This window comes from Streptomyces sp. NPDC102406 (genome assembly GCF_044765725.1).
In the GTDB taxonomy this organism is placed as follows: domain Bacteria; phylum Actinomycetota; class Actinomycetes; order Streptomycetales; family Streptomycetaceae; genus Streptomyces.
Map to the genome: position 1 here is coordinate 1,810,165 of NZ_JBIWKP010000001.1, position 20,730 is coordinate 1,830,894.

The following is a 20,730-nucleotide window of genomic DNA, read 5'->3' on the forward strand; positions in this document are numbered from 1 at the left end:
GGTCCTATCCTGCCTCCCCCGCGTCGCAGGTGCCGAACAGGGTCAGGGCCGTGGTCACCAGGCCGATGTGGCTGAACGCCTGCGGGAAGTTGCCGAGCTGGTGGCCCGCGACGGGGTCGTACTCCTCGGCGAGCAGCCCCACGTCGTTGCGGAGCGACACCAGCCGTTCGAACAGCTCGCGCGCCTCCTTCGTACGGCCCGTCATGTGCAGGGCGTCCGCCAGCCAGAACGAGCAGACGAGGAAGGCGCCCTCCTCGCCCGGCAGGCCGTCGACGGTGACGTCGTCCGCGCTGTAGCGGCGGACGAAACCGTCCCGGGCCAACTCCTCCCGCACCGCGTCGACCGTGCCGATCACCCGCGGGTCGTCCGGGGGCAAAAACCCCACGCGCGGGATGAGCAGCGTCGCCGCGTCGAGTTCCCGGGAGCCGTAGGCCTGGGTGAAGGTGTTGCGTCGCGGGTCGTAGCCGCGCTCGCACACGTCCTGGTGGATGGTGTCGCGCAGCTTGCGCAGCCGGTCGAGGTCGCCGGGCAGGGACGGGTCCTCCTCCAGGGCGCGCACGGTGCGGTCGGCGGCGACCCAGGCCATGACCTTCGAGTGCACGAAGTGACGGCGCGGGCCGCGCACCTCCCACAGACCCTCGTCGGGTTCGCGCCATGCTTCGCACAGGAAGTCCAGGAGCGCCAACTGCAACTGCCACACGTGCGGTTTGTCGTGCAGCCCGGCGGCGCGGGCCAGCGCGAGCGAGTCGACGACCTCCCCGTACACATCGAGCTGCAACTGGTGCACGGCGTCGTTCCCGCTGCGCACGGGGCGCGAGTCGCGGAAGCCGTCGAGCCAGACCAGCTCCTGCTCGGGCAGCCTGCGCTCGCCCGCGAGGCCGTACATGATCTGGAGCTTCGCCGGGTCACCAGCGGCGGCGCGCACCAGCCAGTCGCGCCAGGCCTCGGCCTCGTCCAGATAGCCGGCCGAGACCAGCGCGTTCAGGGTCAGGGTGGAGTCGCGCAGCCAGCAGTAGCGGTAGTCCCAGTTCCGTACGCCGCCGATCTCCTCCGGCAGCGAGGTGGTGGGGGCCGCGACCATGCCGCCGGTCGGCGCGAACGTGAGTGCCTTCAGCGTCAGCAGGGAGCGCTGCACGGCGTCCCGGTGCGGGCCGTCGTAGCGGCACCGGTCGGCCCAGGCCTGCCAGTCGGCGAGGCTGTGGCGCAGCGCCTCGTGCGGGTCGATGAGTTCGGGGCGCGGGTGGTGCGAGGGGTGCCAGGTGAGGACGAAGGCGACCGTCTCGCCCGCCTCGACGGTGAACTCGGAGTGCGTGCCGAAGGACTCGCCCCACGTGTGCACCTCGGGCACGCTGCGCAGCCAGGCCGCGTCCGGGCCCGCGACGGCGACCCGGTGTCCGTCGCTGCGCCGCACCCACGGCACGACGTTGCCGTAGTCGAAGCGCAGGCGCAGGGTGCCGCGTACGGTGACGCGTCCGCTGACGCCCTCGACGATCCGCACCAGATCGGGTGCCTCGTCGCGTTGCGGCATGAAGTCGGTGATCCGTACATGTCCCTCGTCGGTCTCCCACTCCGTGTCGAGGACCAGGGAGCCGGGCCGGTAGGCGCGGCGCGTGCAGGCGCCGGCGCCCTTGGGGGCCAGGCGCCAGTGGCCGTTCTCCTCGTCGCCGAGCAGCGCCGCGAAGCAGGCGGGGGAGTCGAAGCGGGGCAGGCAGAGCCAGTCGACGGAGCCGTCCCGGCCGACCAGGGCCGCGGTCTGTTCGTCGCCGATGAGGGCGTAGTCCTCGATTTGTGGGTGCACGCGGAGCGAGTTCCCGGCGCCGCGCCCCGGCAATCCAGCCAGGTCCCGGCCTGTGGGCTACACGGCGGCGGGTGTGGTGTCCTCGGCCGACCGCCCGGAGGTGCCCGCACGACGGTCGCGCAGCTCGCGCCGGACAAGGACCAGCCAGCCGACGGGCACGGCCGCGGCGAACAGCCACCACTGGATCGCGTACGCGTAGTTCAGGGCGGAGTCCTCCTTGCCGGGTCTGCCGATCAGCTCGGGGACGTCGCCCTTCGGTTCGGGGGCGGTCTGCGCGATGTAGCCGCCGAGCACCTGGGCGTCGAGGCGCTCTGCCTGCTGCGCGCTGTTGACCAGCATGACCTGCCGGTCGGGCAGGCCCTTGAGGTTCTTGATGCCGCTCGCCTCGGTCGTCTCGTCGGGCATCAGGCGCCCGGTGACGGTGGTCTCGCCGCGGGGCGGGGCGGGGATGGTGGGGAAGGCGGTCTGGCTCGGCCCGTTCGCCGGGATCCAGCCGCGGTTGACCAGCAGCACCTTGCCGTCCGCGAGGACGAAGGGGGTCAGGACGTGGTAGCCGACCTCGTCGTCGGAGTTGGTGCGGCGGCGCACGACGACCTCGCGGTCGGTGTCGAAGCGGCCCTTCGCCGTCACGGCGTGGTACCGCTCGCCGCTGGTGACGGTGTGCCCCGGCGACGTCAGCTTCTCCACCGGCACGGGATCGGCGGACAGCGCGTCCGTGACCAGTTGGTTACGGGCGGCGCGCTCCTCGTAGCGGTGCATCTGCCAGATGCCCAGCCGGATCATCGTGGGGATGAGGACGAGGGCGACCAGGGTGAGGATCACCCACTGCCGGGTCAACAGGAAGCGGTACACCCCATGACCGTACAGCGCGGGCATGGGGTGATTTCAGGGGGGTGCGCCCGGTTGGTGCGGACGGCCCGGGACGGTCAGACGCTGTCGACGATGCCCACCTTCCCCTCCGCGCGGGAGCAGTGCGCCCCGCAGAACCAGTGGCCCTCGACCTCGACGCCCTGCCCGATGATGCGGCACCGGCAGTGCTCGCAGATCGGCGCCATGCGGTGGATGGCGCAGGAGAAGCAGTCGAAGACGTGGACCGCCCCCTGCGCGTGGACCTCGAAGGTCATGCCGTAGTCGTTCCCGCAGACTTCACAACGTGCCATGCGCCACAGGGTGGGCGCCGGGGCGGCCCCGGGCGAGCGGGCGCGGGGCGAGTCGCCCCGTAATCACCCGTCTGTCGCGTCGGCCGCCTGCACACTCTGGAGGAGCTGGCCGAACGCCGCCTCGTCCATGACCGGCGTCCCGAACTGCTTCGCCTTCACGACCTTCGACGTGTACGAGTCCGGGTCATTGGTCACCAGCAGGCTGGTCAGCCGCGACAGACTCGTCGCCACATGCAGCCCCGCCTCGACCGCCCGGTCCTCCAGGAGCTCCCGGTCGACCGAGGTGTCTCCGGAGAACGCGACCCGCATGCCCTGCTTGAGTGGTTTGCCCGGTTCGTAGCGGCCGGGGTTGGGGTACGGGCACGCCGGACGCTTCCGGGAGGGGCGCCAACCGGCCGCGCCGCCACCCCGGTAGGAGCTCTCCGGCTGCCGCGGCACCGCCGGTTCCGACCACTCCGTGAGCGGGCGGCACTCAAGGAGCGGCAGCCGCACGTTGCCCGCGGCGGCGGCGCGCAGGCTCGGCAGGAACGCCTCCGCGAGCACGCGCGCGTCGTCGAGCGCGTGGTGCGCGCGCTCCTGGACGACCCCGAAGTGCGCGGCCAGCGACTCCAGCTTGTGGTTGGGCAGCGGCAGCCCCAGCTCCTTGGAGAGCGCGATGGTGCACAGGCGCTGGCGGACCGGGACGGTGAGCCGGGCGCGCGCGTACTCACGGGCGATCATCGACCAGTCGAAGACCGCGTTGTGCGCGACCAGGACGCGGCCGTCGAGCCGCGCCGCGAACTCCTCCGCGATGTCGGGGAAGAGCGGCGCGGCCCTCAGCACATCGGTCGTCAGGCCATGGATCCACACCGGACCCGGATCGCGCTCCGGGTTGACCAGCGTGTACCAGTGATCCTCGACCGCGCCCTGCGCGTCGAGCCGGTAGACGGCGGCCGAGATTATCCGGTCGTCCCTGGAGAGACCGGTGGTCTCCACGTCGACGACCGCGTACCCCTTCGGGTACGCGGTCGGCCAGGGGGCTGCGGACGCAACGGTCGGACGGTCTTCGAGCATGGTCCCTGAGGATACGGGCCGACACTGACACTCCGGTCGCCGCCCGCCCCGTCCGGGCGAGCCCGGGTCAAGTTCACGGCGTCAGCAGGGAGTTCACCAGCGCGCGGACAGAAGCGGTGAAAAGCCGCTCCGTGTCGACCGGTGAGGCGAGCGCCCGGGCGAGGGCCCGGTCGTCCTCGGCGGCCTCGTCGACCGGGTCCTGAGAACCCCACAGCTCCTCCTCGCCGGGACACTGCGCGGGGGCCCGCTCCCGGTTCCGCTCGACCAGGACATGCCCGACGACCTGGAACTGCACCGCGCGCACGGCCTCGGCGGCGCGGGCCCCGCGCAGCCCCGCCGCGTGCACCTCGTGCACCAGGGCCCGTTGCGCGGGCAGGAACATACGCTCGGTCAGACCGCGCTCGTGGACCATCGCGACCAGATGCGGATGGGCGCGAAGCCGACGGCGCAGCGACCGCGCCACGGAGACGACCCGCTCCTGCGGGGTGGCGCCGCGCGGCCGGATCGCGCCGAGGTCGGCGACCGTGCGCTCCACGAGCGCGTCGAGCAGCGACTCCCGGTTGCCGACGTGCCAGTAGATCGACGTGACGGCCGTGCCCAGTTCGGCCGCGAGCCCCCGCATGGTCAGCGCCTGCGGGCCGTGCTGCTTGACCAGGGCGGCGGCGACGGTGAGCACCTCGTCGCGGGTGAGCGGTGCGCGCACCATGGATCACCCCTTCCCGCCGGCTCGTCCGCGCCGGCCGGTGCACGTGTCTTTACCCTTCATCGCCGCCGGTGTAACTGTGTTACAGGCGCCACGCGAACGACCCCCGACACGTCACGGACGAAGGGCGGTACGACATGGCACGCGTACGGTACGGAGCGCGCACCGAGGCGGAGATCGCCGCCGCGCGCACCGCGAGCAGCAAGCTCCCCGACATCTGGTCCACCGGCGTGGTCGCCGTGTGGGAGTCCGACCCGGACGCGGTCGCGGCGGTGCTGCCGCCGCCGCTCAAGCCCACCGGGCGCCCCCTGGTGCGGGTGAACATCAGCCGGGTCGACCTGCCGGGCTACCCGCTGGGCGCGGGTTCGGTCGCGGTCGCCGCCGAGCACGGCGGGGTGACGGGCTGGTATCCGCTCGTCATGCCGATGACGCACGAGCGGGCCCTGATCGGCGGCCGTGAGGTGTTCGGCGAGCCGAAGAAGCTCGGTGACGTCACGGTGGAGCGAGACGGGCTCGTGGTGCGGGCGGCGCTGGCCCGGCACGGCATCGAGTTCGTGGAGGTGCGGGGCGCCGTCAGCGGGAGCCTGCCGCTGCCGGAGCCGACGCGGAAGACCGACTTCTACTTCAAGTTCCTTCCGGCGGTGGACGGTTCGGGGTTCGACGCCGACCCGGTCCTCGTGCACTGCGTACGCGACGAGAAGGTCAGGAAGCTGGAACGGATCACCGGGGACGTGGTGCTCCGGGAGTCCATGTACGACCCGGTCGCCGACCTGCCCGTCCGCACCCTGGTCGACATCACCCTCGGCGAGAAGACCACCGACCAGAAGGGCACCGTCGTCGAACGCGTCAGCGCGCAGGCCCTGCTGCCCTACATCCACCAGCGCTACGACGACCCGCGGCAGATCCTCGACGGCCCGCCCGAGGGGAGCGTCTGATGCGCCTGGCGGCGGGTCAGGTCGCCGTCGTCACGGGCGCGGCGAGCGGCATCGGGCTCGCCATGGCGCGGCGGTTCGCGGCGGACGGTCTGAAGGTCGTCCTCGCCGACGTGGAGCAGGGCGCCCTGGAGAGCGCGGCCGAGGGGCTGCGGGCGGACGGGGCGACGGTGCACGCGCGCGTGGTCGACGTCGGCGAGCGCGCGCAGGTGCTGGCGCTGGCCGAGGAGGTGTACACGACGTTCGGCGGCTGCCACGTGCTGTGCAACAACGCGGGCGTCGGCTCGGGCGCCGAGGGCCCGATGTGGACCCACGAACCCAACGACTGGAGATGGGCGTTCGCCGTCAACGTGTGGGGGGTCTTCCACGGCATCCAGGCCTTCGTGCCCCGCATGATCGCGAGCGGCGAGCCCGGACACGTGGTCAACACGTCCTCCGGCGACGGCGGCATCGCACCGCTGCCGACCGCGTCCGTGTACGCCGTCACGAAGGCGGCCGTCGTCACGATGACCGAGTCGCTGTACGCGCACCTGAGGGCCGAGCACGCGCGCGTGGGCGCGTCCGTACTGTTCCCCGGCCCCCACATGCTCCGTACGGGCCTGTGGGAATCGCACCGCAACCGGCCCGGCAGGTACGCCAAGGAGCGGCCCCGCAGGACGCCCTACCGCAGCCTCGACCAGTGGGAGGCCGCCATGAAGGAGGCCGGGCACGAGGTCGCCTTCACCCCCGTGGAGGAGGTGGCGGACCTGGTCGCCGAGGGCATCGCGGCGGACCGCTTCTGGCTGCTTCCGCCGAGCGAGCACAGCGACCGGCAGATCCGGGCCAGGTCGCGGTCGATGCTGGACCGGGCGAACCCGGCGTACCTGGAGAGCTTCATTCTCGACTGACTCCCTTCGAGGAGGGACGCACGATGACGGCTCAAGGCGACGACGACCCGTACCTGATCATCTCCTCCGACTGCCATGCCGGACTGCCCACCGAGGAGTACCGGCCCTATCTCGACAGCCGCTTCCACCGCGCCTTCGACGACTTCCTCGGCGAGCGCGACGCCCGCCGCGAGGAGGCCACCCGGCTCGGCATCCGCAACGACGCCTTCGCCGAGAAGTGGTTCACCGACAACGAGGAGGGCCTGCGCGGCGGCTGGGACGCGGCACAGCGCCTCAAGGAGCTCGACGGCGACGGGGTGGCCGCCGAGGTGGTCTTCCCCGACGCGGACGCCGTCGACAGCCGGACGGCGGCCCCCTTCGGCGTCGGGCTCGGCCTCTCCGGCGACCAGGACCCCGAACTCGGCATGGCCGGTGCCCGGGCGCACAACCGCTGGCTCGCCGACTTCGTCTCCCGGCATCCCGATCGGCACTGCGGCGTCGCCCTGCTGCCCATCACGGCGGACCCGGACAAGGTCGTCGCCGAGGTGCACCGGGCCAAGGAGTCGGGTCTCGGCGCGCTGATGATCCCCGCCATGTGGGTCGACAAGGACCCCTACCACGCGCGCCGTTACGACCCCGTGTGGGCGGCGGCGGCCGAGTGCGCGATGCCCGTCGTCACGCACTCGGGGGCGGCACCGCGCCACGAGTACGGCGACCACCTCGGCATCTACGTGAGCGAAGTGACCTGGTGGCCGGCGCGACCGCTCTGGTTCCTGCTGTGGTCGGGCGTCTTCGAGCGGCACCCCGGGCTGAGGTTCGGCGTCGCCGAGTCGGGCTGCTGGTGGCTGCCCAACCTGCTGTGGTTCATGGACCGCCTCTACCTGGGCGCCCACGGCGGCAAGAAACTCTCCCCCTTCGCCGAACTGAAGCGCCCGCCGCACGAGTACCTGGACCGGCAGATCTTCGTCTGCGCCACCAACACCAAGCGCCGTGAACTGGCGCAGCGCTACGAGATCGGCGTCGACAACATCCTGTGGGGCAGCGACTTCCCGCATCCCGAGGGAACCTGGCCCGACACGCGCGCGTGGCTGCGAAAAACCTTCCACGACATCCCGGTCGCCGAGACCCGCCGGATGCTGGGCCTCGCCGCGGCCGAGGTGTTCGGCTTCGACACCGCCGCGCTGGCCCCGCTCGCCGCCCGCATCGGCCCGACCCCGGCCGAACTCGGCCAGGACACCGACCAGGGAGCCGTAGAGGCGTCCTGGGCGCGCTCGCGCGACGTGGGCAGGCACTGGCTGACCGACCACGACTTCCCGACCCTGGGAGCGACCCCGTGAACGCCTCCCCGGACAGGTACACGGTCATCTCGGCGGACTGCCACGCGGGCGCCGACCTCCTCGACTACAAGCCGTACCTGGAACGCGCGCACCACGACGACTTCGACGCCTGGGCCGCCACCTACGTGAACCCCTACGCGGACCTGCTCGCCGACACCGCCGACCGCAACTGGAACTCCGAGCGGCGCGTCGAGGAACTGGAGCGCGACGGCATCGTCGCCGAGGTCGTCTTCCCCAACACCGTTCCGCCGTTCTTCCCCTCGGCGTCCCTCATGGCACCGGCGCCCACGCGCGCGGAGTTCGAACAGCGCTGGGCGGGCCTGCGCGCCCACAACCGGTGGCTCGCGGACTTCTGCGCCGCCGCTCCGGGCCGCAGGGCGGGCGTCTTCCAGATCCTCCTCAACGAGGTGGACGAGGCGGTGAAGGAGATCCGCTGGGCGGCGGAGGCAGGGCTGCGCGGCGGCCTGTTGCTGCCCGGTACACCCCCGGGCTCGGGCCTGCCCGAGCTGTACTCGGCGACGTACGACCCGATCTGGCGGGTCTGCGCCGAACTCGGCGTCCCGGTCAACCACCACGCGGGCTCGGCGTCCCCACCGCTCGGCGAGGAGCCCGCGGCCCGCGCCGTCTTCATGGTGGAGACGACCTGGTTCTCGCACCGCGCCCTGTGGCACCTGGTCTTCGGCGGCGCGTTCCGCAAGCACCCCGGCCTGAGGCTCGTCCTGACCGAGCAGGGCTCCGGGTGGATACCCGGCGTCCTCGACATGCTGGACTACTACCACGGGCGGCTCGTCGCGGCGGCCTCGAAGGCGGACACGGCGGAGTCCAAGTTCGGCGCCGGGCTGGCCGATTCGATGGGCGAGGGGCCCTCCGCCGTGTGGCGGGAGAACTGCTATGTGGGCGCGAGTTTCATGCGCCCCCACGAAGTGCCGCTGCGGGACCGCATCGGCCTCGACAAGATCATGTGGGGCAGCGACTACCCGCACGACGAGGGCACCCACCCCTACACCCGCGAAGGCCTGCGCATCGCCTACGCGGGCCTGCCGCGCGAGGAGATCGCCGCGATGGTCGGCGGCAACGCCGCCCGCGTCTACGGCTTCGACCTCGGCCTCCTCGCCCCGATCGCGGCCCGCGTGGGCCCGACGGTCGCCGAGATCGACGAACCCCTCAAGGAGCCGCCGGCCGACGCGACGAGCCCGGTCTTCGCGAAGGGAGGATCGGTCCGGGTCTGGTGAGCGGTGGCGCGCCCCGGCGGAATCCGATCGCGTACCGCCGGTAATACTTGTCGGTAACAACCCCTAGCCGGGGCCCGCCACCCGCCCGTACGGTGCACGCATGTCGTCGCCGAACCTGCCCGATGTCGTGCTCTGGTCGATCCCCGCCTTCGTGCTGCTCACGATCGTCGAGATCGTCAGCGTGCGGATCCACCCCGACGAGGACGCCGCCGGGTACGAGACCAAGGACGCGGCCACCAGCATCACCATGGGTCTGGGAAGCCTCGTCTTCGACTTCCTCTGGAAGATCCCCATCGTCGCCGTCTACTCGGCGCTCTACGAACTGACGCCGCTGCGCGTGCCCGTCCTGTGGTGGACGATCCCCCTGATGCTGCTCGGACAGGACTTCTTCTACTACTGGTCGCACCGCGGGCACCACGTCGTCCGCATCCTGTGGGCGTGCCACGTGGTGCACCACTCAAGCCGCAAGTTCAACCTGTCGACCGCGTTGCGCCAGCCCTGGACGAGCCTCACCGTGTGGCCGTTCTACCTGCCGCTCATCGCCTGCGGTGTGCACCCGGCGGCGCTCGCGTTCTGCTCGTCGGCCAACCTCGTCTACCAGTTCTGGATCCACACCGAACGCATCGACACACTGTGGCGCCCCGTCGAGTACGTCTTCAACACGCCCTCCCACCACCGCGTCCACCACGCCTCCCAAGGCGGCTACCTGGACCGCAACTTCGGCGGCATCCTCATCGTCTGGGACCGCCTCTTCGGCTCGTGGGTCGCGGAGGGCGACCGGCCCGTGTTCGGGCTGACCAAGAACATCAGCACCTACAACCCGCTGCGCGTCGCCACCCACGAGTACGCGGCGATCGCCAGGGACCTCAAGGCGGCGACCAGTTGGCGCGAGCGGGCCGGACGCGTCTTTCGCGGCCCCGGATGGCAATCCGGGCCCGCCACCGCCCCGAGCGCCCCGGCCAAGGCCACCGAGGGCGCCGCGTGACCCTCCCGCGGGCACTGCGCACCGGCTTCCTCCTCGTGTGCGCCGTCGACCTCGGCGCGCTCCTCGCCGGATCGGACACGGGGCACACCGTCGCCAAACCCCTCCTCATGCCCCTGCTCGTGGCGTACGTCGTCGCCTGCGGCGGGCCCCGACCGCTCCGCGCCGCCCTGCTGCTCGGGTGGGGCGGCGACGTCCTGCTCCTGATCGACCGGGACGCCGCGTTCCTCGCCGGGATGGGCTGCTTCGCCGCCGGGCACGTCTGCTACCTCGTGCTGTTCAAGCGGTACGGGACGCCCCGCGCGCGAGGAGCCCTGCTCGGCGCCGCGTACTGCCTCGCCCTCGCCGGCACCGTCGCGGCGCTCTGGCCCGACCTACCCCGGGACATGCGCGGGCCCGTCGCCGCCTACAGCGTGCTGCTCACCGCCATGGCGTACGGCGCCTCCCGCCTCGGCCTCGTGACCGGCATCGGCGGCGCCCTCTTCCTGCTGTCCGACTCGCTCATCGCGGCGGGCGTGGCCGACTGGCCCGCGCTGCCGCGCCCCGACCTCTGGGTGATGCTCACCTACGTGGCGGCGCAGTACCTGCTGGTCCGGGGCGTGCTCGGGGCGCGCGCCGCGCAAGGGGCGGCGTACCGTGAAAGGGGCGCCGAAACCTGGCGCACCCCGCACTGACCTGCGCCTTCACCGAAGGCGCGGCACCGCACCGAAGGAACCACCCCATGCGCGCCACCACCATCCACGCCCCGTACGACCTGCGGGTGGAGGACGTCCCCGATCCCGTCGTGCGGCTGCCCACCGACGCCGTCGTACGCGTGCTGCGCGCCTGCGTCTGCGGCAGCGACCTGTGGGCCTACCGGGGCGAGGCGGCACGGCAGCCGGGCCAGCGCATCGGGCACGAGTTCCTCGGCATCGTCGAGGAGAGCGGCAGCGAGGTCTCCACGGTCGGGCGCGGCGATCTGGTCGTGGCGCCCTTCATGTGGTCCGACGGCGTCTGCGACTACTGCCGCGAGGGCCTCACCACGTCCTGCGAGCACGGCGGCTTCTGGGGCGCCGTCGGCTACGACGGCGGACAGGGCGAGGCCGTACGTGTCCCCTTCGCCGACGGCACCCTCGTCCGGCTGCCCGCCGAGGCGGCCTCCGACGACTGCCTGCTCTCCGCCCTCCTCACGCTCTCCGACGTCATGGGCACCGGCCACCACGCGGCCCTCGGCGCGGGCGTCCGCGAGGGCGCCACCGTCGCCGTCGTCGGGGACGGCGCCGTGGGCCTGTGCGGCGTCCTCGCGGCCCAGCGGCTCGGCGCCGAGCGGATCATCGCGCTCGGCCGCCACGAGGGCCGCACCGCGATCGCCCGGCGCTTCGGCGCCACCGACGTCGTCGCCGAACGCGGCGAGGCGGCCGTGGAGGCGGTCCGCGCACTCACCGGCGGCCAGGGCGCCCACGCCGTGATCGAGGCCGTCGGCACCGAGCAGTCCATGCGGACCGCCGTCGACATCACCCGCGCAGGCGGCGCCATCGGCTTCGTCGGCGTCCCGCACGGCAGCGGCACCGGCCTCGACCTGGGCGTCATGTTCAACCGGAACATCGCGCTGCGCGGCGGCGTCGCCCCCGTCCGCGCCTACATCCCCGAGCTGCTGCCCGATGTCCTCGACGGCACGATCGACCCGTCGCCCGTCTTCGACATGACGGTCGGCATCGAGGGTGTGCCCGACGGCTACAAGGCGATGGACCAGCGCACCGCCCTCAAGGTCATGATCACCAACTAGCCGCCCCCGCAGCGCGCCACCAGCGGATCGGCGGCGTCAGCGCCGTCAGCACCGCCGACACCGCCACGACCTCCGCGCGCGCGGGAACGCAGGCGCTCGCATGGGCCCGCGCCCGCCGCCGCAGCCGTGGCCGCGCCGTCAGGAGCCGGTCGAGGACCGTGCCCGGCGGCATTCGGCGCAGGGTGCCGCACAGCCCCGTCGCGGTGAGCGCGGCGAGCAGCAGCGCGGCCACGCGCGCAGTACGTACAGCAGGGGCAGGAAGCAAGGCTGTGCGGGACCAGGTTCCCAGCGGCCACCACCGAGGCCGGCCCGAGCGCGGCCAGGGACCCCGCCCACGCCGCGTACGGGGACCACGTGCGCGGTGCCTCCTGCGACGGGGACACCTTGCGCGCGAGGGACCCGGCGAACACCTCGCCCGCCTGGACGCACAACGCGGCGAACAGCACCGTCCGCAGCAGCGCGATGCCGCCGACGCCGGGCGGCGCCGCCTCACCGGTGCCGTCGAGCCCAGCCCGTGGTCCGAACACCGGGATCAGCGCGGCGGCGACGAGCAGCAGCCCGGCGATGGCCCCCCGGCACCGTCCCTCGCACCGGGCCGCGTGCGCTTTTCACCCATGGCTCGCCCACACCGGTGCGTCCGTGCCCCAACGCCCGGGTGGCCGCGCCCAGTCGGCGGGCCCGCCGGCGAACGACACGGGCGGCAGCGCGTACCGCAACCGGCCCAGCGCACTGTCGGTCTCCGCCAGCCACGGAGCGGGGTCGAGTCGTCCTTCCGACACCACCGGCTCCGGGGGCAGTTCGTGCACCAGCCACCGGGCCGTCCGTGCGAGCGCCAGACCCAGCACGCGGGAACCGCCCTCCCGCGCCTGGTCGGTGAGGGCCCGCAGGACCCCGGCCGCGAGCAGATAGCCGGTGCCGTGGTCGAGCGCCTGTGCGGGCAGCGCCCCCGGTTCGGCCGCCGAGCCTTCGACGGCCCCGATGCCGGTCGCCGCCTGGACGAGGCTGTCGAACCCGCGCCGCCCGGCCCACGGCCCGTACGCGCCCCACGCCGACAACTCCGCCACCACAAGCCCGGGACGCCGTTCGAGAAGCGCCCGCGGAGCCAGCCCGAACCGGTCGAGCGCGCCCGGCCGGTAGCCCGTGACCACCACGTCGGCACCGGCCAGCAACGTCTCGAAGGTCCGCCGGTCGGCGCCGCGCGCCAGGTCGAGCCGGGTCGAACGCTTCCCGAAACCCGTGTCGGCGTGCGCGTCCGGGTCCTCCGGCAGGTCCGGCGCGTCCACCCGCAGCACGTCCGCCCCGAGCAGCGCCAGCGTGCGCGTGGCGACCGGGCCCGCGATGACCCGGGTGAGGTCGAGGACGCGCGGCGGACGGGCGCCCCGCACGACGCGGGGCGCGGCGTCGTCGAGCCGTTCCCGGGACAGCAGCGGGCGGGCCGCCACCGCGGCGCCCTGCGGGTGCGCGGCCCACTGCTCGGGGGTGCGCAGCGCGACGGCCAGCCCCCCGGCCGCGTACACCGTCTCCTCGACCTCGTACGCCGACCGCCCGGCGAGCAGCTCCGCGACCTCCTCCACCGTCGCGTCCGGGCCGACGCCGAGCACCGCCCGCAGCCGTGCCCGGTGGTGGGGGTAGTTCGCGTGCGTGCGCACCCGGCCGTCCGCGGTGCGCCAGAAACGCGACAGGGGCGCGAAGTTGACCGGCGCGCGCCCGTCGACGCGCAGATGCCGCTCGCTGGTGAAGGCGGTCGCGAGCGCGCCGTCGTCCACCCGCACCTCCGCCACGGGTCGCCCCGCGCGCGTGGCGGCCAGTTCCGCGGCGGCGAGCGCGCACGCGCCCACGCAGGCGCGGGCCAGCGCGCGCACGGGAAGGCGTGCGGGCAGCGCCCCCGCGCGCGTGAGGTACGAGATGCGGGACAGCAGGGCGGGGTCGCCACCGAGTGCGTCCCAGACGGCTGCGGTACCGGGCGGGTGCGTCATGCGTGCACTATGCCGGACGGTACCCGCGGCGCGGCGGGGAGGGGCCCGGCCCCTCCCCGCGCGGCTCTACTTGGTCACGGCGTCCAGCGCGTCCGCCGTCCCCACTCCGTAGAAACTGTTCTTGTTCTTGCCGCCCACGCAGACCGCGTCGACCGTGCCGTCACCGTCGATGTCGTACGGGTCGGTGCACGGCGTCGCGTCGGCCTCCCGGTAGAGGAGCGCCTTCACCTGCGCCGCCGAGGCGTGCGGGTGGGTCGACTTGATCAGCGCGGCGACGCCCGCGACGTGGGGCGACGCCATCGACGTACCCGCCTTGTAGCCGTAACGGCCGCCCGGCAGCGTGGACAGGATCAGTCCGCTGGTCGCCGGGGGAGCGGGCGTCTGGTAGGCGGTGGAGTCGCCGCCGGGGGCCGTGATGTCCACGACGTCCTTGCCCCAGTTCGAGTACGACGCCTTGATGCCCTTGGCGCCCGTCGCCGAGACGGTGACCACGCCGGGGAGCTGCGAGGGGATGTCGAAGCAGTCCTTCGTGCTGATCGTCCGCGGCACCGGTGTCGTGTCGTCGGGCGAGGAGTCGTCGACGATCTCGTCCTGCGCGAGGTCCGTCTCCGCGTTGCCGGCCGCCGCGACGTTCACGGCGCCCTTGCGCTCCGCGTACCGCGTGGCCCGCGTGACGGCCGTGACGAGCGCCTTCTGGTCGGCGTCCGTCGTGCAGTTGAACAGCCAGGGGTCGGTGTAGTAGCTGGAGTTGGTGACGTCGACGCCGTGGTCGGCCGCCCACACGAAGCCGCAGACGACGGCCTCCGTGTAGTACATGCCGGTGGCCGGCTCGGCCACCTTCAGGCTCGCGACCTTGACGCCGGGCGCGACACCGGTGACCCCGACGCCGTTCTTCGCGGCGGCGATGGTGCCCGCCACGTGCATGCCGTGGTCGGACTCCCCGGCCACCGGACGCCAGGCGTCGTCCTTCTGCACGGGCACGCCGCCCAGGCAACTGGCGGAGGCCTTCCGGTCGAAGTTCGGCGCGATGTCGGGGTGGGTGTCGTCCACGCCCGAGTCGAGCACGCCGACCGTCACCCGGGAGCTGCCGAGCGACTTCTCGTGGGCCCGGTCCGCCTTGATGGCGGGCAGGTCCCACTGGAGCGGCTCCAGCGGGTCCTGGGCCGACGTCGCCGCGGCAGCCGCCTTCTTGGCCTCCGCCGCCGTCAGCACCTGCTCGGTGGCGAGGTCGTCGCTGGACTGCGCGGCCAGCGGCGCGGTGCGCGTCGCACCGGCCGACTCGACGCCCCGCACGGACCTGATCGTCCGCCCGAAGTCCGGGTTCTTCGAGTGGACGACAAGGACGCCGATCTTGTCGTACGCGATGACGACGCTGCCGCCCGCCTTGCCGATCGCCTGCCGCGCCCACTTCGAACCGCCGTGTCCGGGGCGGACGTTGACGACGTAGCTGAGCGCCGGGCCGTCCGTGGCGACGGGCGCGTCGGAGGTGGCCGCCGCGTTCGGCACGACGGCCAGCGCGGACGCCATGGCGAGCCCCGCGGGCACCGCGAGGGCACGGATGAGACGGGTTCTCATGTGCGTGGCCCTCACTTCTTGACGGCCTTGAGGGCGTCGACGATGCCGTACCCGTAGAAGCCGTTGCGCTGCTTGCCGCCCTCGCAGGTCGCGTCGACGACACCGTCGCCGTCACCGTCGTACGAGGCGGGGCAGACCTCCTCGTCGGCCTGCGCCTTCATCAGCGCCTGCACCTGGGCGGGAGACGCCTTCGGGTGCGTCGACTTCAGGAGCGCGGCGACACCGGCGGCGTGCGGCGACGCCATCGACGTGCCCTGGAGCCAGCCGTACTCGCCGCCCGGCATCGTGGAGAGGATGCGGCCGTTCTTCGACGGGGTGTCGGAGGGGATCTGGTACTTGTCGCCGCCCGGCGCCGCGATGTCGATGACGCCGTTGCCGTAACTGGAGTAGTACGCCTTGGACTTGGTCACGCCGGTCGAGCTGACCGTGACCACACCCGGGAGCTGCGTCGGGACGTCGAAGCAGGTGTGCGGATCGATCGTGCGGTCCACCGGGGTCGAGTCGTCCGGGCTGGTGTCGTCCAGGATCGCGTCCGCGTCGAGGTCGTGGTTGGAGTTGCCCGCGGAGGCGAGGTTCAGGGTGCCCTTCTTCTGGGCGTAGAGCTGGGCCCGGTTCACCGCGTCGACGATCGCCCGCTGGTCGGGGTCGTCCATGCAGTTGTACAGCCACGGGTCCACGTAGTAGCTGTTGTTGGTGACCTCGATGCTGTGGTCGGCGGCGAACACGAAGGCGCACACGACGGCCTCCGGGTAGAACAGCTCGCTGACCGGGTCGGCCACCTTGATGCCCGCGACCTTCACGCCCGGCGCGACGCCCGCGACGCCGATCCCGTTGCGCGCGGCGGCGATCTCACCGGCGACGTGCGTGCCGTGGTAGTGGTCGGGGTTCGCGGGCCGCCAGGCGCCCGGCGAGGTGTCCGCCTTGCCGCCGACACAGCTCGCCGACTGGGAGGCCGAGAAGTTCGCGGCGAGGTCGGGGTGGGTGTCGTCCACGCCGGTGTCGATGACGCCGACGGTGACCTTCGGGCTGCCCGGGTTGATCTTCGCGGCCTTGTCCGCGCCCATCGCCCGCAGATCCCACTGGTCGGCCTCCAGCGGCTCCTGCGCCGAGGTGGCCTTCGCGGCGAGCGCCTTGGCGTCGGCCTTCGACAGCTTCTGCGCCGCGCCCTCGTCGGTCGTGCCGGCCAGGCTGAGCGGAGCGGTGCGGGTCGCGCCCGCCGAGGCCACGCCCCGGACGGCGCGGAGCTGCTTGCCGAAGTCGGGGTTGGCCGAGTGGACGACGAAGACGCCTATCTTCGCGTACGTCTCGACTATGGAGCCGTCGGCCGCCGATATCGCCTTGCGCACGGAGGCGAGCGTGCGGGCGTCGGTGCCGCGCGTGTTCACCACGTACGAGAGTGAGGACGCCGAGTCCGCCGAACCGGCCGTCACCGCGGGGGAGTCGGCGGGCACGGCGGCGGCGGACGGCAGGAAGCCGAAGGAGGCCGTCAGCGCCATGCCGATCGGCAGGGCGAGGGCCAAGCGGCGTCTGGCAGGCAGATGAGCCATGGGATCTCCACATCATCCGTCGTATTCGGTGAATACGGAAAAGCGGAAAGCCCGAACACAAGTGGTGCCCGGGCAGGTGCATGACGCGTGGTGCGGTGTGAACGTATCTCTAGTCGCCGCAGGTCAGCAACGAGTTCCGAAAGAAATCAGGTGAGTTGAACCGGGGCGCGCGTACCCCCGTGCCGTTGTGCGGGGGCACCCGCACGATCCGGCCCCCTGTTGGATCACGCCGGAGAGCCCTACGATCGCGACCCGGCTCAGGTGATCCACGTCACTGTGAGACCCCCCGTCCCCGACAGCACCGCATCACAAGGAGACTCCGTGGCCACCGACGCACCACCACCCCAGAAGGGCGATCCAGGAACCGGCCGGATCCTGCCCTCCACCGAGGAGTTCGTCGCGGCGCAGGAGAGCGCGGAGTTCGCCGAACTGCGCCGGGCGCACCGCTCGTTCGCCTTCCCGCTCACCGTCGCCTTCATCGCCTGGTACCTGGTCTACGTCCTGCTCTCCAACTACGCGGGCGACTTCATGGGCACCAAGCTCTTCGGCAACATCAACGTGGCCCTGGTGCTCGGCCTCGCCCAGTTCCTGACCACGTTCCTCATCGCCTGGTGGTACTCGCGGTACTCCGCCGCGAAGCTCGACCCCAAGGCCGAAGCCATCAAGTCCCGTATGGAGGGCGGCGCATGAGCCCCGCAGTGCACGTACTCGCCGCCGGAGAGGCCGGGGAACACCGGCCGCTGATCATCAGCCTGTTCGCGGTGTTCGTCGCCGCGACCCTCGTCATCACCGTATGGGCGGGCCGCCAGACCAAGAGCGCCGCCGACTTCTACGCGGGAGGGCGCCAGTTCACCGCCTTCCAGAACGGCCTCGCCGTCTCCGGCGACTACATGTCCGCCGCCTCCTTCCTCGGGATCGCGGGCGCCATCGCCCTCTTCGGCTACGACGGTTTCCTCTACTCCATCGGCTTCCTGGTCGCCTGGCTGGTCGCGCTCCTCCTGGTCGCCGAACCGCTGCGCAACTCCGGCCGGTACACGATGGGCGACGTCCTCGCCTACCGCATGCGCCAGCGGCCCGTCCGCACGGCCGCGGGCACCTCCACGATCGTCGTCTCGATCTTCTACCTGCTCGCACAGATGGCCGGCGCGGGCGTCCTCGTCTCGCTGCTGCTCGGCATCACCTCGGACGCGGGCAAGATCGGCATTGTCGCCCTGGTCGGCGTACTGATGATCGTGTACGTCACCATCGGCGGCATGAAGGGCACCACCTGGGTGCAGATGGTCAAGGCCGTGCTCCTGATCGCGGGCACGATCCTGCTCACCTTCCTGGTCCTGCTGAAGTTCGACTTCAACGTCTCGGACCTGCTGGGCACCGCCGCCGACAACAGCGGCAAGGGTTCGGCGTTCCTGGAGCCCGGCCTCAAGTACGGCGCCACGGCCACCTCGAAGATCGACTTCCTCTCGCTCGGCATCGCCCTCGTGCTCGGCACCGCGGGGCTGCCGCACATCCTGATCCGCTTCTACACGGTGCCGACGGCCAAGGCCGCCCGTAAGTCGGTCAACTGGGCCATCGGCATCATCGGCGCCTTCTACCTCATGACGATCGCCCTCGGCTTCGGCGCCGCCGCCCTCATCAAGCCCGCCGAGATCATCGCCTCCAACCCGGCGGGCAACACGGCGGCCCCCCTGCTCGCGCTCCATCTCGGCGGCGTCGACTCCAACTGGGGGGCGATCCTGCTGGCGTCCATCTCCGCGGTCGCGTTCGCCACGATCCTCGCGGTCGTCGCGGGCCTCACCCTCGCCTCGTCCTCCTCGTTCGCGCACGACATCTACGCCAACGTCATCAAGCGCGGCAAGGCGAGCGAGAAGCAGGAGATGCAGGCCGCCCGCTGGGCCACCGTCTTCATCGGCATCATCTCGATCGCCCTGGGCGCCCTCGCCCGCGACCTCAACGTGGCCGGACTCGTCGCCCTCGCGTTCGCCGTCGCCGCGTCCGCGAACCTGCCGACGATCCTCTACAGCCTCTTCTGGAAGCGGTTCAACACCAGCGGGGCCCTGTGGTCGATCTACGGCGGCCTGTTCACGGCGGTCTTCCTCGTCCTCTTCTCGCCCGTCGTCTCCGGCAACCCGAAGACCTCCATGTTCAAGGGCGTCGACTTCCACTGGTTCCCGCTGGAGAACCCCGGCATCATCTCGATCCCGGTCGGTTTCCTGCTCGGCGTCGTCGGCACCTACGTGGCCAAGGAGAAGGCCGACAAGGGCAAGTACGCCGAACTGGAGGTCCGGTCCCTCACCGGCACCGGAGCCCACTGACCCGCGCCGTCGCCCCCGCCCCCGTCGTGGACCGCTCGTAGCTCTCTACGACGGGGGCGGGGCGCCCTCGTGGGATCACCGGCCTCCCTCTGTCGGACCCGTCACGTAGGCTCGGCGGTACAAGGCAGGACACGTACCAGGGAGGGGGCCCACGTGCTCATCGACACCTACGGCCGCGTCGCGACCGACCTACGGGTCTCGCTGACCGACCGGTGCAATCTGCGCTGCACGTACTGCATGCCCGAAGAGGGCCTCCAATGGCTGGCCAAGCCGGACCTGCTCACGGACGACGAGATCGTCCGCCTCGTCCGCATCGCCGTCACCCACCTCGGCATCACCGAGGTCCGCTTCACCGGCGGCGAGCCCCTGCTGCGCCCGGGCCTGGTCGGCATCGTCGAGCGCGTCGCCGCGCTCGCCCCCCGCCCCAAGATGTCCCTGACGACGAACGGGATCGGCCTCAAGCGCACCGCCGCGGCCCTGAAGCAGGCCGGCCTCGACCGGGTCAACGTCTCCCTGGACACGCTGCGCCCCGACGTCTTCAAGACGCTGACCCGCCGCGATCGCCACAAGGACGTCATCGAGGGCCTGGCCGCCGCCCACGAGGCGGGCCTGACCCCCGTGAAGATCAACTCGGTCCTGATGCCGGGGCTGAACGAGGACGAGGCCCCCGAGCTGCTCGCCTGGGCGGTCGAGCACGGCTACGAGCTGCGCTTCATCGAGCAGATGCCGCTCGACGCCCAGCACGGCTGGAAGCGCGACGGCATGATCACCGCGGGCGACATCCTCGCCTCCCTGCGTACGCGCTTCGAGCTCACCGAGGAGGGCTCCGACGAGCGGGGCTCCGCGCCGGCCGAGCGCTGGGTCGTCGACGGCGGCCCGCACCGCGTCGGCGTCATCGCCTCGGTCACCCGCCCGTTCTGCTCGGCCTGCGACCGCACCCGCCTCACCGCCGACGGCCAGGTCCGCACCTGCCTGTTCGCCACGGAGGAGACCGACCTGCGTGCCGCGCTCAGGGCCGAGGGCCCCGACGGCAGCGACGAGAACATCGCCCGCATGTGGAAGCTGGCCATGTGGGGCAAGAAGGCGGGCTCGGGCCTCGACGACCCCTCGTTCCTCCAGCCCGAGAGGCCCATGTCGGCGATCGGCGGCTGACGCCGGGGGGCCGTCCGCCGGGACCTCACTCCCCGCGGGCGTCCCACTCCGGCAGCGACACGACGTCCTTCAGGAAGCCGCGGACACTCAGGAACTGGGCGAGGTGCTCACGGTGCTCCTCGCACGCCAGCCACGTCTTGCGCCGCTCCGGCGTGTGCAGCTTCGGGTTGTTCCACGCGAGCACCCACACCGCGTCGCCGCGACAGCCCTTGGCCGAGCACTGAGGGGTCGCGGGGGAGGGTCCGGAAAGGTTCGCGAGGTTCACGCGTTCACCTTAGAGCGTGCGGCGAAGGTCCTGGACGCCCCGGAAAAGGCGACGCCGAGCAGCCACGGGGGGAGC

The 20,730-nt window shown here is 72.2% G+C and carries 20 protein-coding genes; 10 read left to right on the forward strand and 10 right to left on the reverse strand.

The genetic code is table 11. The annotated features are described in order from the left end of the window. Window positions 1-4: 4 nt before the first annotated feature. From ACIRF8_RS08330 to ACIRF8_RS08350, 5 genes are all read right to left on the reverse strand, one after another. Complete coding sequence (locus tag ACIRF8_RS08330; protein ID WP_404212085.1) at window positions 5-1,798, reverse strand: glycoside hydrolase family 15 protein; 1,794 nt, start codon at window positions 1,796-1,798, stop codon at window positions 5-7. 57 nt (window positions 1,799-1,855) lie between these two features. Beyond that, window positions 1,856-2,650, reverse strand: coding sequence for an SURF1 family protein (locus ACIRF8_RS08335; protein WP_404212363.1), 795 nt, complete (start codon window positions 2,648-2,650; stop codon window positions 1,856-1,858). Between the two features lie 74 nt (window positions 2,651-2,724). Beyond that, window positions 2,725-2,958 (reverse strand): hypothetical protein, encoded by a 234-nt coding sequence (locus ACIRF8_RS08340; protein WP_404212087.1) that lies wholly within the window; start codon window positions 2,956-2,958, stop codon window positions 2,725-2,727. A 63-nt stretch (window positions 2,959-3,021) separates the two neighbouring features. Then, the gene (locus ACIRF8_RS08345; RefSeq protein ID WP_404212089.1) at window positions 3,022-4,011 is read right to left on the reverse strand and encodes a DEDDh family exonuclease; all 990 of its coding nucleotides are present in this window, start codon (window positions 4,009-4,011) and stop codon (window positions 3,022-3,024) included. Window positions 4,012-4,084: 73 nt separating this feature from the next. Further along, window positions 4,085-4,717 (reverse strand): TetR/AcrR family transcriptional regulator, encoded by a 633-nt coding sequence (locus ACIRF8_RS08350; RefSeq protein WP_404212091.1) that lies wholly within the window; start codon window positions 4,715-4,717, stop codon window positions 4,085-4,087. Window positions 4,718-4,851: 134 nt separating this feature from the next. On the opposite strand from ACIRF8_RS08350, the gene ACIRF8_RS08355 reads away from it, so the two are divergent. From ACIRF8_RS08355 to ACIRF8_RS08385, 7 genes are all read left to right on the forward strand, one after another. After that, on the forward strand, window positions 4,852-5,649 hold the full coding sequence (locus ACIRF8_RS08355; RefSeq protein WP_404212093.1) for an acetoacetate decarboxylase family protein: 798 nt from the start codon (window positions 4,852-4,854) through the stop codon (window positions 5,647-5,649). Beyond that, the gene (locus tag ACIRF8_RS08360; protein WP_404212095.1) at window positions 5,649-6,533 is read left to right on the forward strand and encodes an SDR family NAD(P)-dependent oxidoreductase; all 885 of its coding nucleotides are present in this window, start codon (window positions 5,649-5,651) and stop codon (window positions 6,531-6,533) included. The genes ACIRF8_RS08355 and ACIRF8_RS08360 overlap by 1 nt, the downstream gene beginning before the upstream one ends. A gap of 23 nt (window positions 6,534-6,556) precedes the next feature. After that, window positions 6,557-7,849: an amidohydrolase family protein gene (locus ACIRF8_RS08365; RefSeq protein WP_404212097.1), complete on the forward strand. Its 1,293-nt coding sequence runs from the start codon at window positions 6,557-6,559 to the stop codon at window positions 7,847-7,849. Continuing rightward, window positions 7,846-9,081 (forward strand): amidohydrolase family protein, encoded by a 1,236-nt coding sequence (locus ACIRF8_RS08370; RefSeq protein WP_404212099.1) that lies wholly within the window; start codon window positions 7,846-7,848, stop codon window positions 9,079-9,081. Before ACIRF8_RS08365 ends, ACIRF8_RS08370 begins: the two co-directional genes overlap by 4 nt. 100 nt (window positions 9,082-9,181) lie before the next feature. Then, window positions 9,182-10,066 carry a sterol desaturase family protein gene (locus tag ACIRF8_RS08375; RefSeq protein WP_404212101.1) on the forward strand — a complete coding sequence of 295 codons (885 nt, stop codon included), beginning with the start codon at window positions 9,182-9,184 and terminating at the stop codon, window positions 10,064-10,066. Then, entirely contained in the window at window positions 10,063-10,737 is a 675-nt protein-coding gene (locus ACIRF8_RS08380) for a lysoplasmalogenase (protein ID WP_404212103.1), read from the forward strand. Before ACIRF8_RS08375 ends, ACIRF8_RS08380 begins: the two co-directional genes overlap by 4 nt. Window positions 10,738-10,784: 47 nt before the next feature. After that, window positions 10,785-11,828, forward strand: coding sequence for a zinc-dependent alcohol dehydrogenase family protein (locus tag ACIRF8_RS08385; RefSeq protein ID WP_404212105.1), 1,044 nt, complete (start codon window positions 10,785-10,787; stop codon window positions 11,826-11,828). Here ACIRF8_RS08385 and ACIRF8_RS08390 read toward each other — a convergent pair. The 4 genes from ACIRF8_RS08390 to ACIRF8_RS08405 all read right to left on the reverse strand — a co-directional run bounded on the left by ACIRF8_RS08390 (window position 11,818) and on the right by ACIRF8_RS08405 (window position 16,926). Continuing rightward, window positions 11,818-12,060, reverse strand: a complete 243-nt coding sequence (locus ACIRF8_RS08390) for a hypothetical protein (RefSeq protein WP_404212107.1) — start codon at window positions 12,058-12,060, stop codon at window positions 11,818-11,820. The two genes, ACIRF8_RS08385 and ACIRF8_RS08390, sit on opposite strands and share 11 nt — an antisense overlap. Window positions 12,061-12,436: 376 nt before the next feature. Continuing rightward, window positions 12,437-13,804 carry a CoA transferase gene (locus tag ACIRF8_RS08395; protein ID WP_404212109.1) on the reverse strand — a complete coding sequence of 456 codons (1,368 nt, stop codon included), beginning with the start codon at window positions 13,802-13,804 and terminating at the stop codon, window positions 12,437-12,439. Between the two features lie 66 nt (window positions 13,805-13,870). After that, window positions 13,871-15,379, reverse strand: a complete 1,509-nt coding sequence (locus ACIRF8_RS08400; protein WP_404212111.1) for a S8 family serine peptidase — start codon at window positions 15,377-15,379, stop codon at window positions 13,871-13,873. 11 nt (window positions 15,380-15,390) lie between these two features. Beyond that, window positions 15,391-16,926: a S8 family serine peptidase gene (locus ACIRF8_RS08405; protein ID WP_404212113.1), complete on the reverse strand. Its 1,536-nt coding sequence runs from the start codon at window positions 16,924-16,926 to the stop codon at window positions 15,391-15,393. Between the two features lie 321 nt (window positions 16,927-17,247). Between ACIRF8_RS08405 and ACIRF8_RS08410 the strand changes: the two genes are divergently transcribed. The 3 genes from ACIRF8_RS08410 (at window position 17,248) to moaA (ending at window position 20,390) form a co-directional block, all read left to right on the forward strand. Then, entirely contained in the window at window positions 17,248-17,616 is a 369-nt protein-coding gene (locus tag ACIRF8_RS08410; protein WP_404212115.1) for a DUF485 domain-containing protein, read from the forward strand. Continuing rightward, window positions 17,613-19,238: a cation acetate symporter gene (locus ACIRF8_RS08415; protein ID WP_404212117.1), complete on the forward strand. Its 1,626-nt coding sequence runs from the start codon at window positions 17,613-17,615 to the stop codon at window positions 19,236-19,238. The genes ACIRF8_RS08410 and ACIRF8_RS08415 overlap by 4 nt, the downstream gene beginning before the upstream one ends. A gap of 153 nt (window positions 19,239-19,391) precedes the next feature. After that, complete coding sequence (moaA, locus tag ACIRF8_RS08420) at window positions 19,392-20,390, forward strand: GTP 3',8-cyclase MoaA (RefSeq protein WP_404212119.1); 999 nt, start codon at window positions 19,392-19,394, stop codon at window positions 20,388-20,390. A gap of 25 nt (window positions 20,391-20,415) precedes the next feature. On the opposite strand, the gene ACIRF8_RS08425 is transcribed toward moaA, so the two are convergent. Further along, window positions 20,416-20,655, reverse strand: a complete 240-nt coding sequence (locus ACIRF8_RS08425; RefSeq protein ID WP_404212121.1) for a hypothetical protein — start codon at window positions 20,653-20,655, stop codon at window positions 20,416-20,418. Window positions 20,656-20,730: the final 75 nt, after the last annotated feature.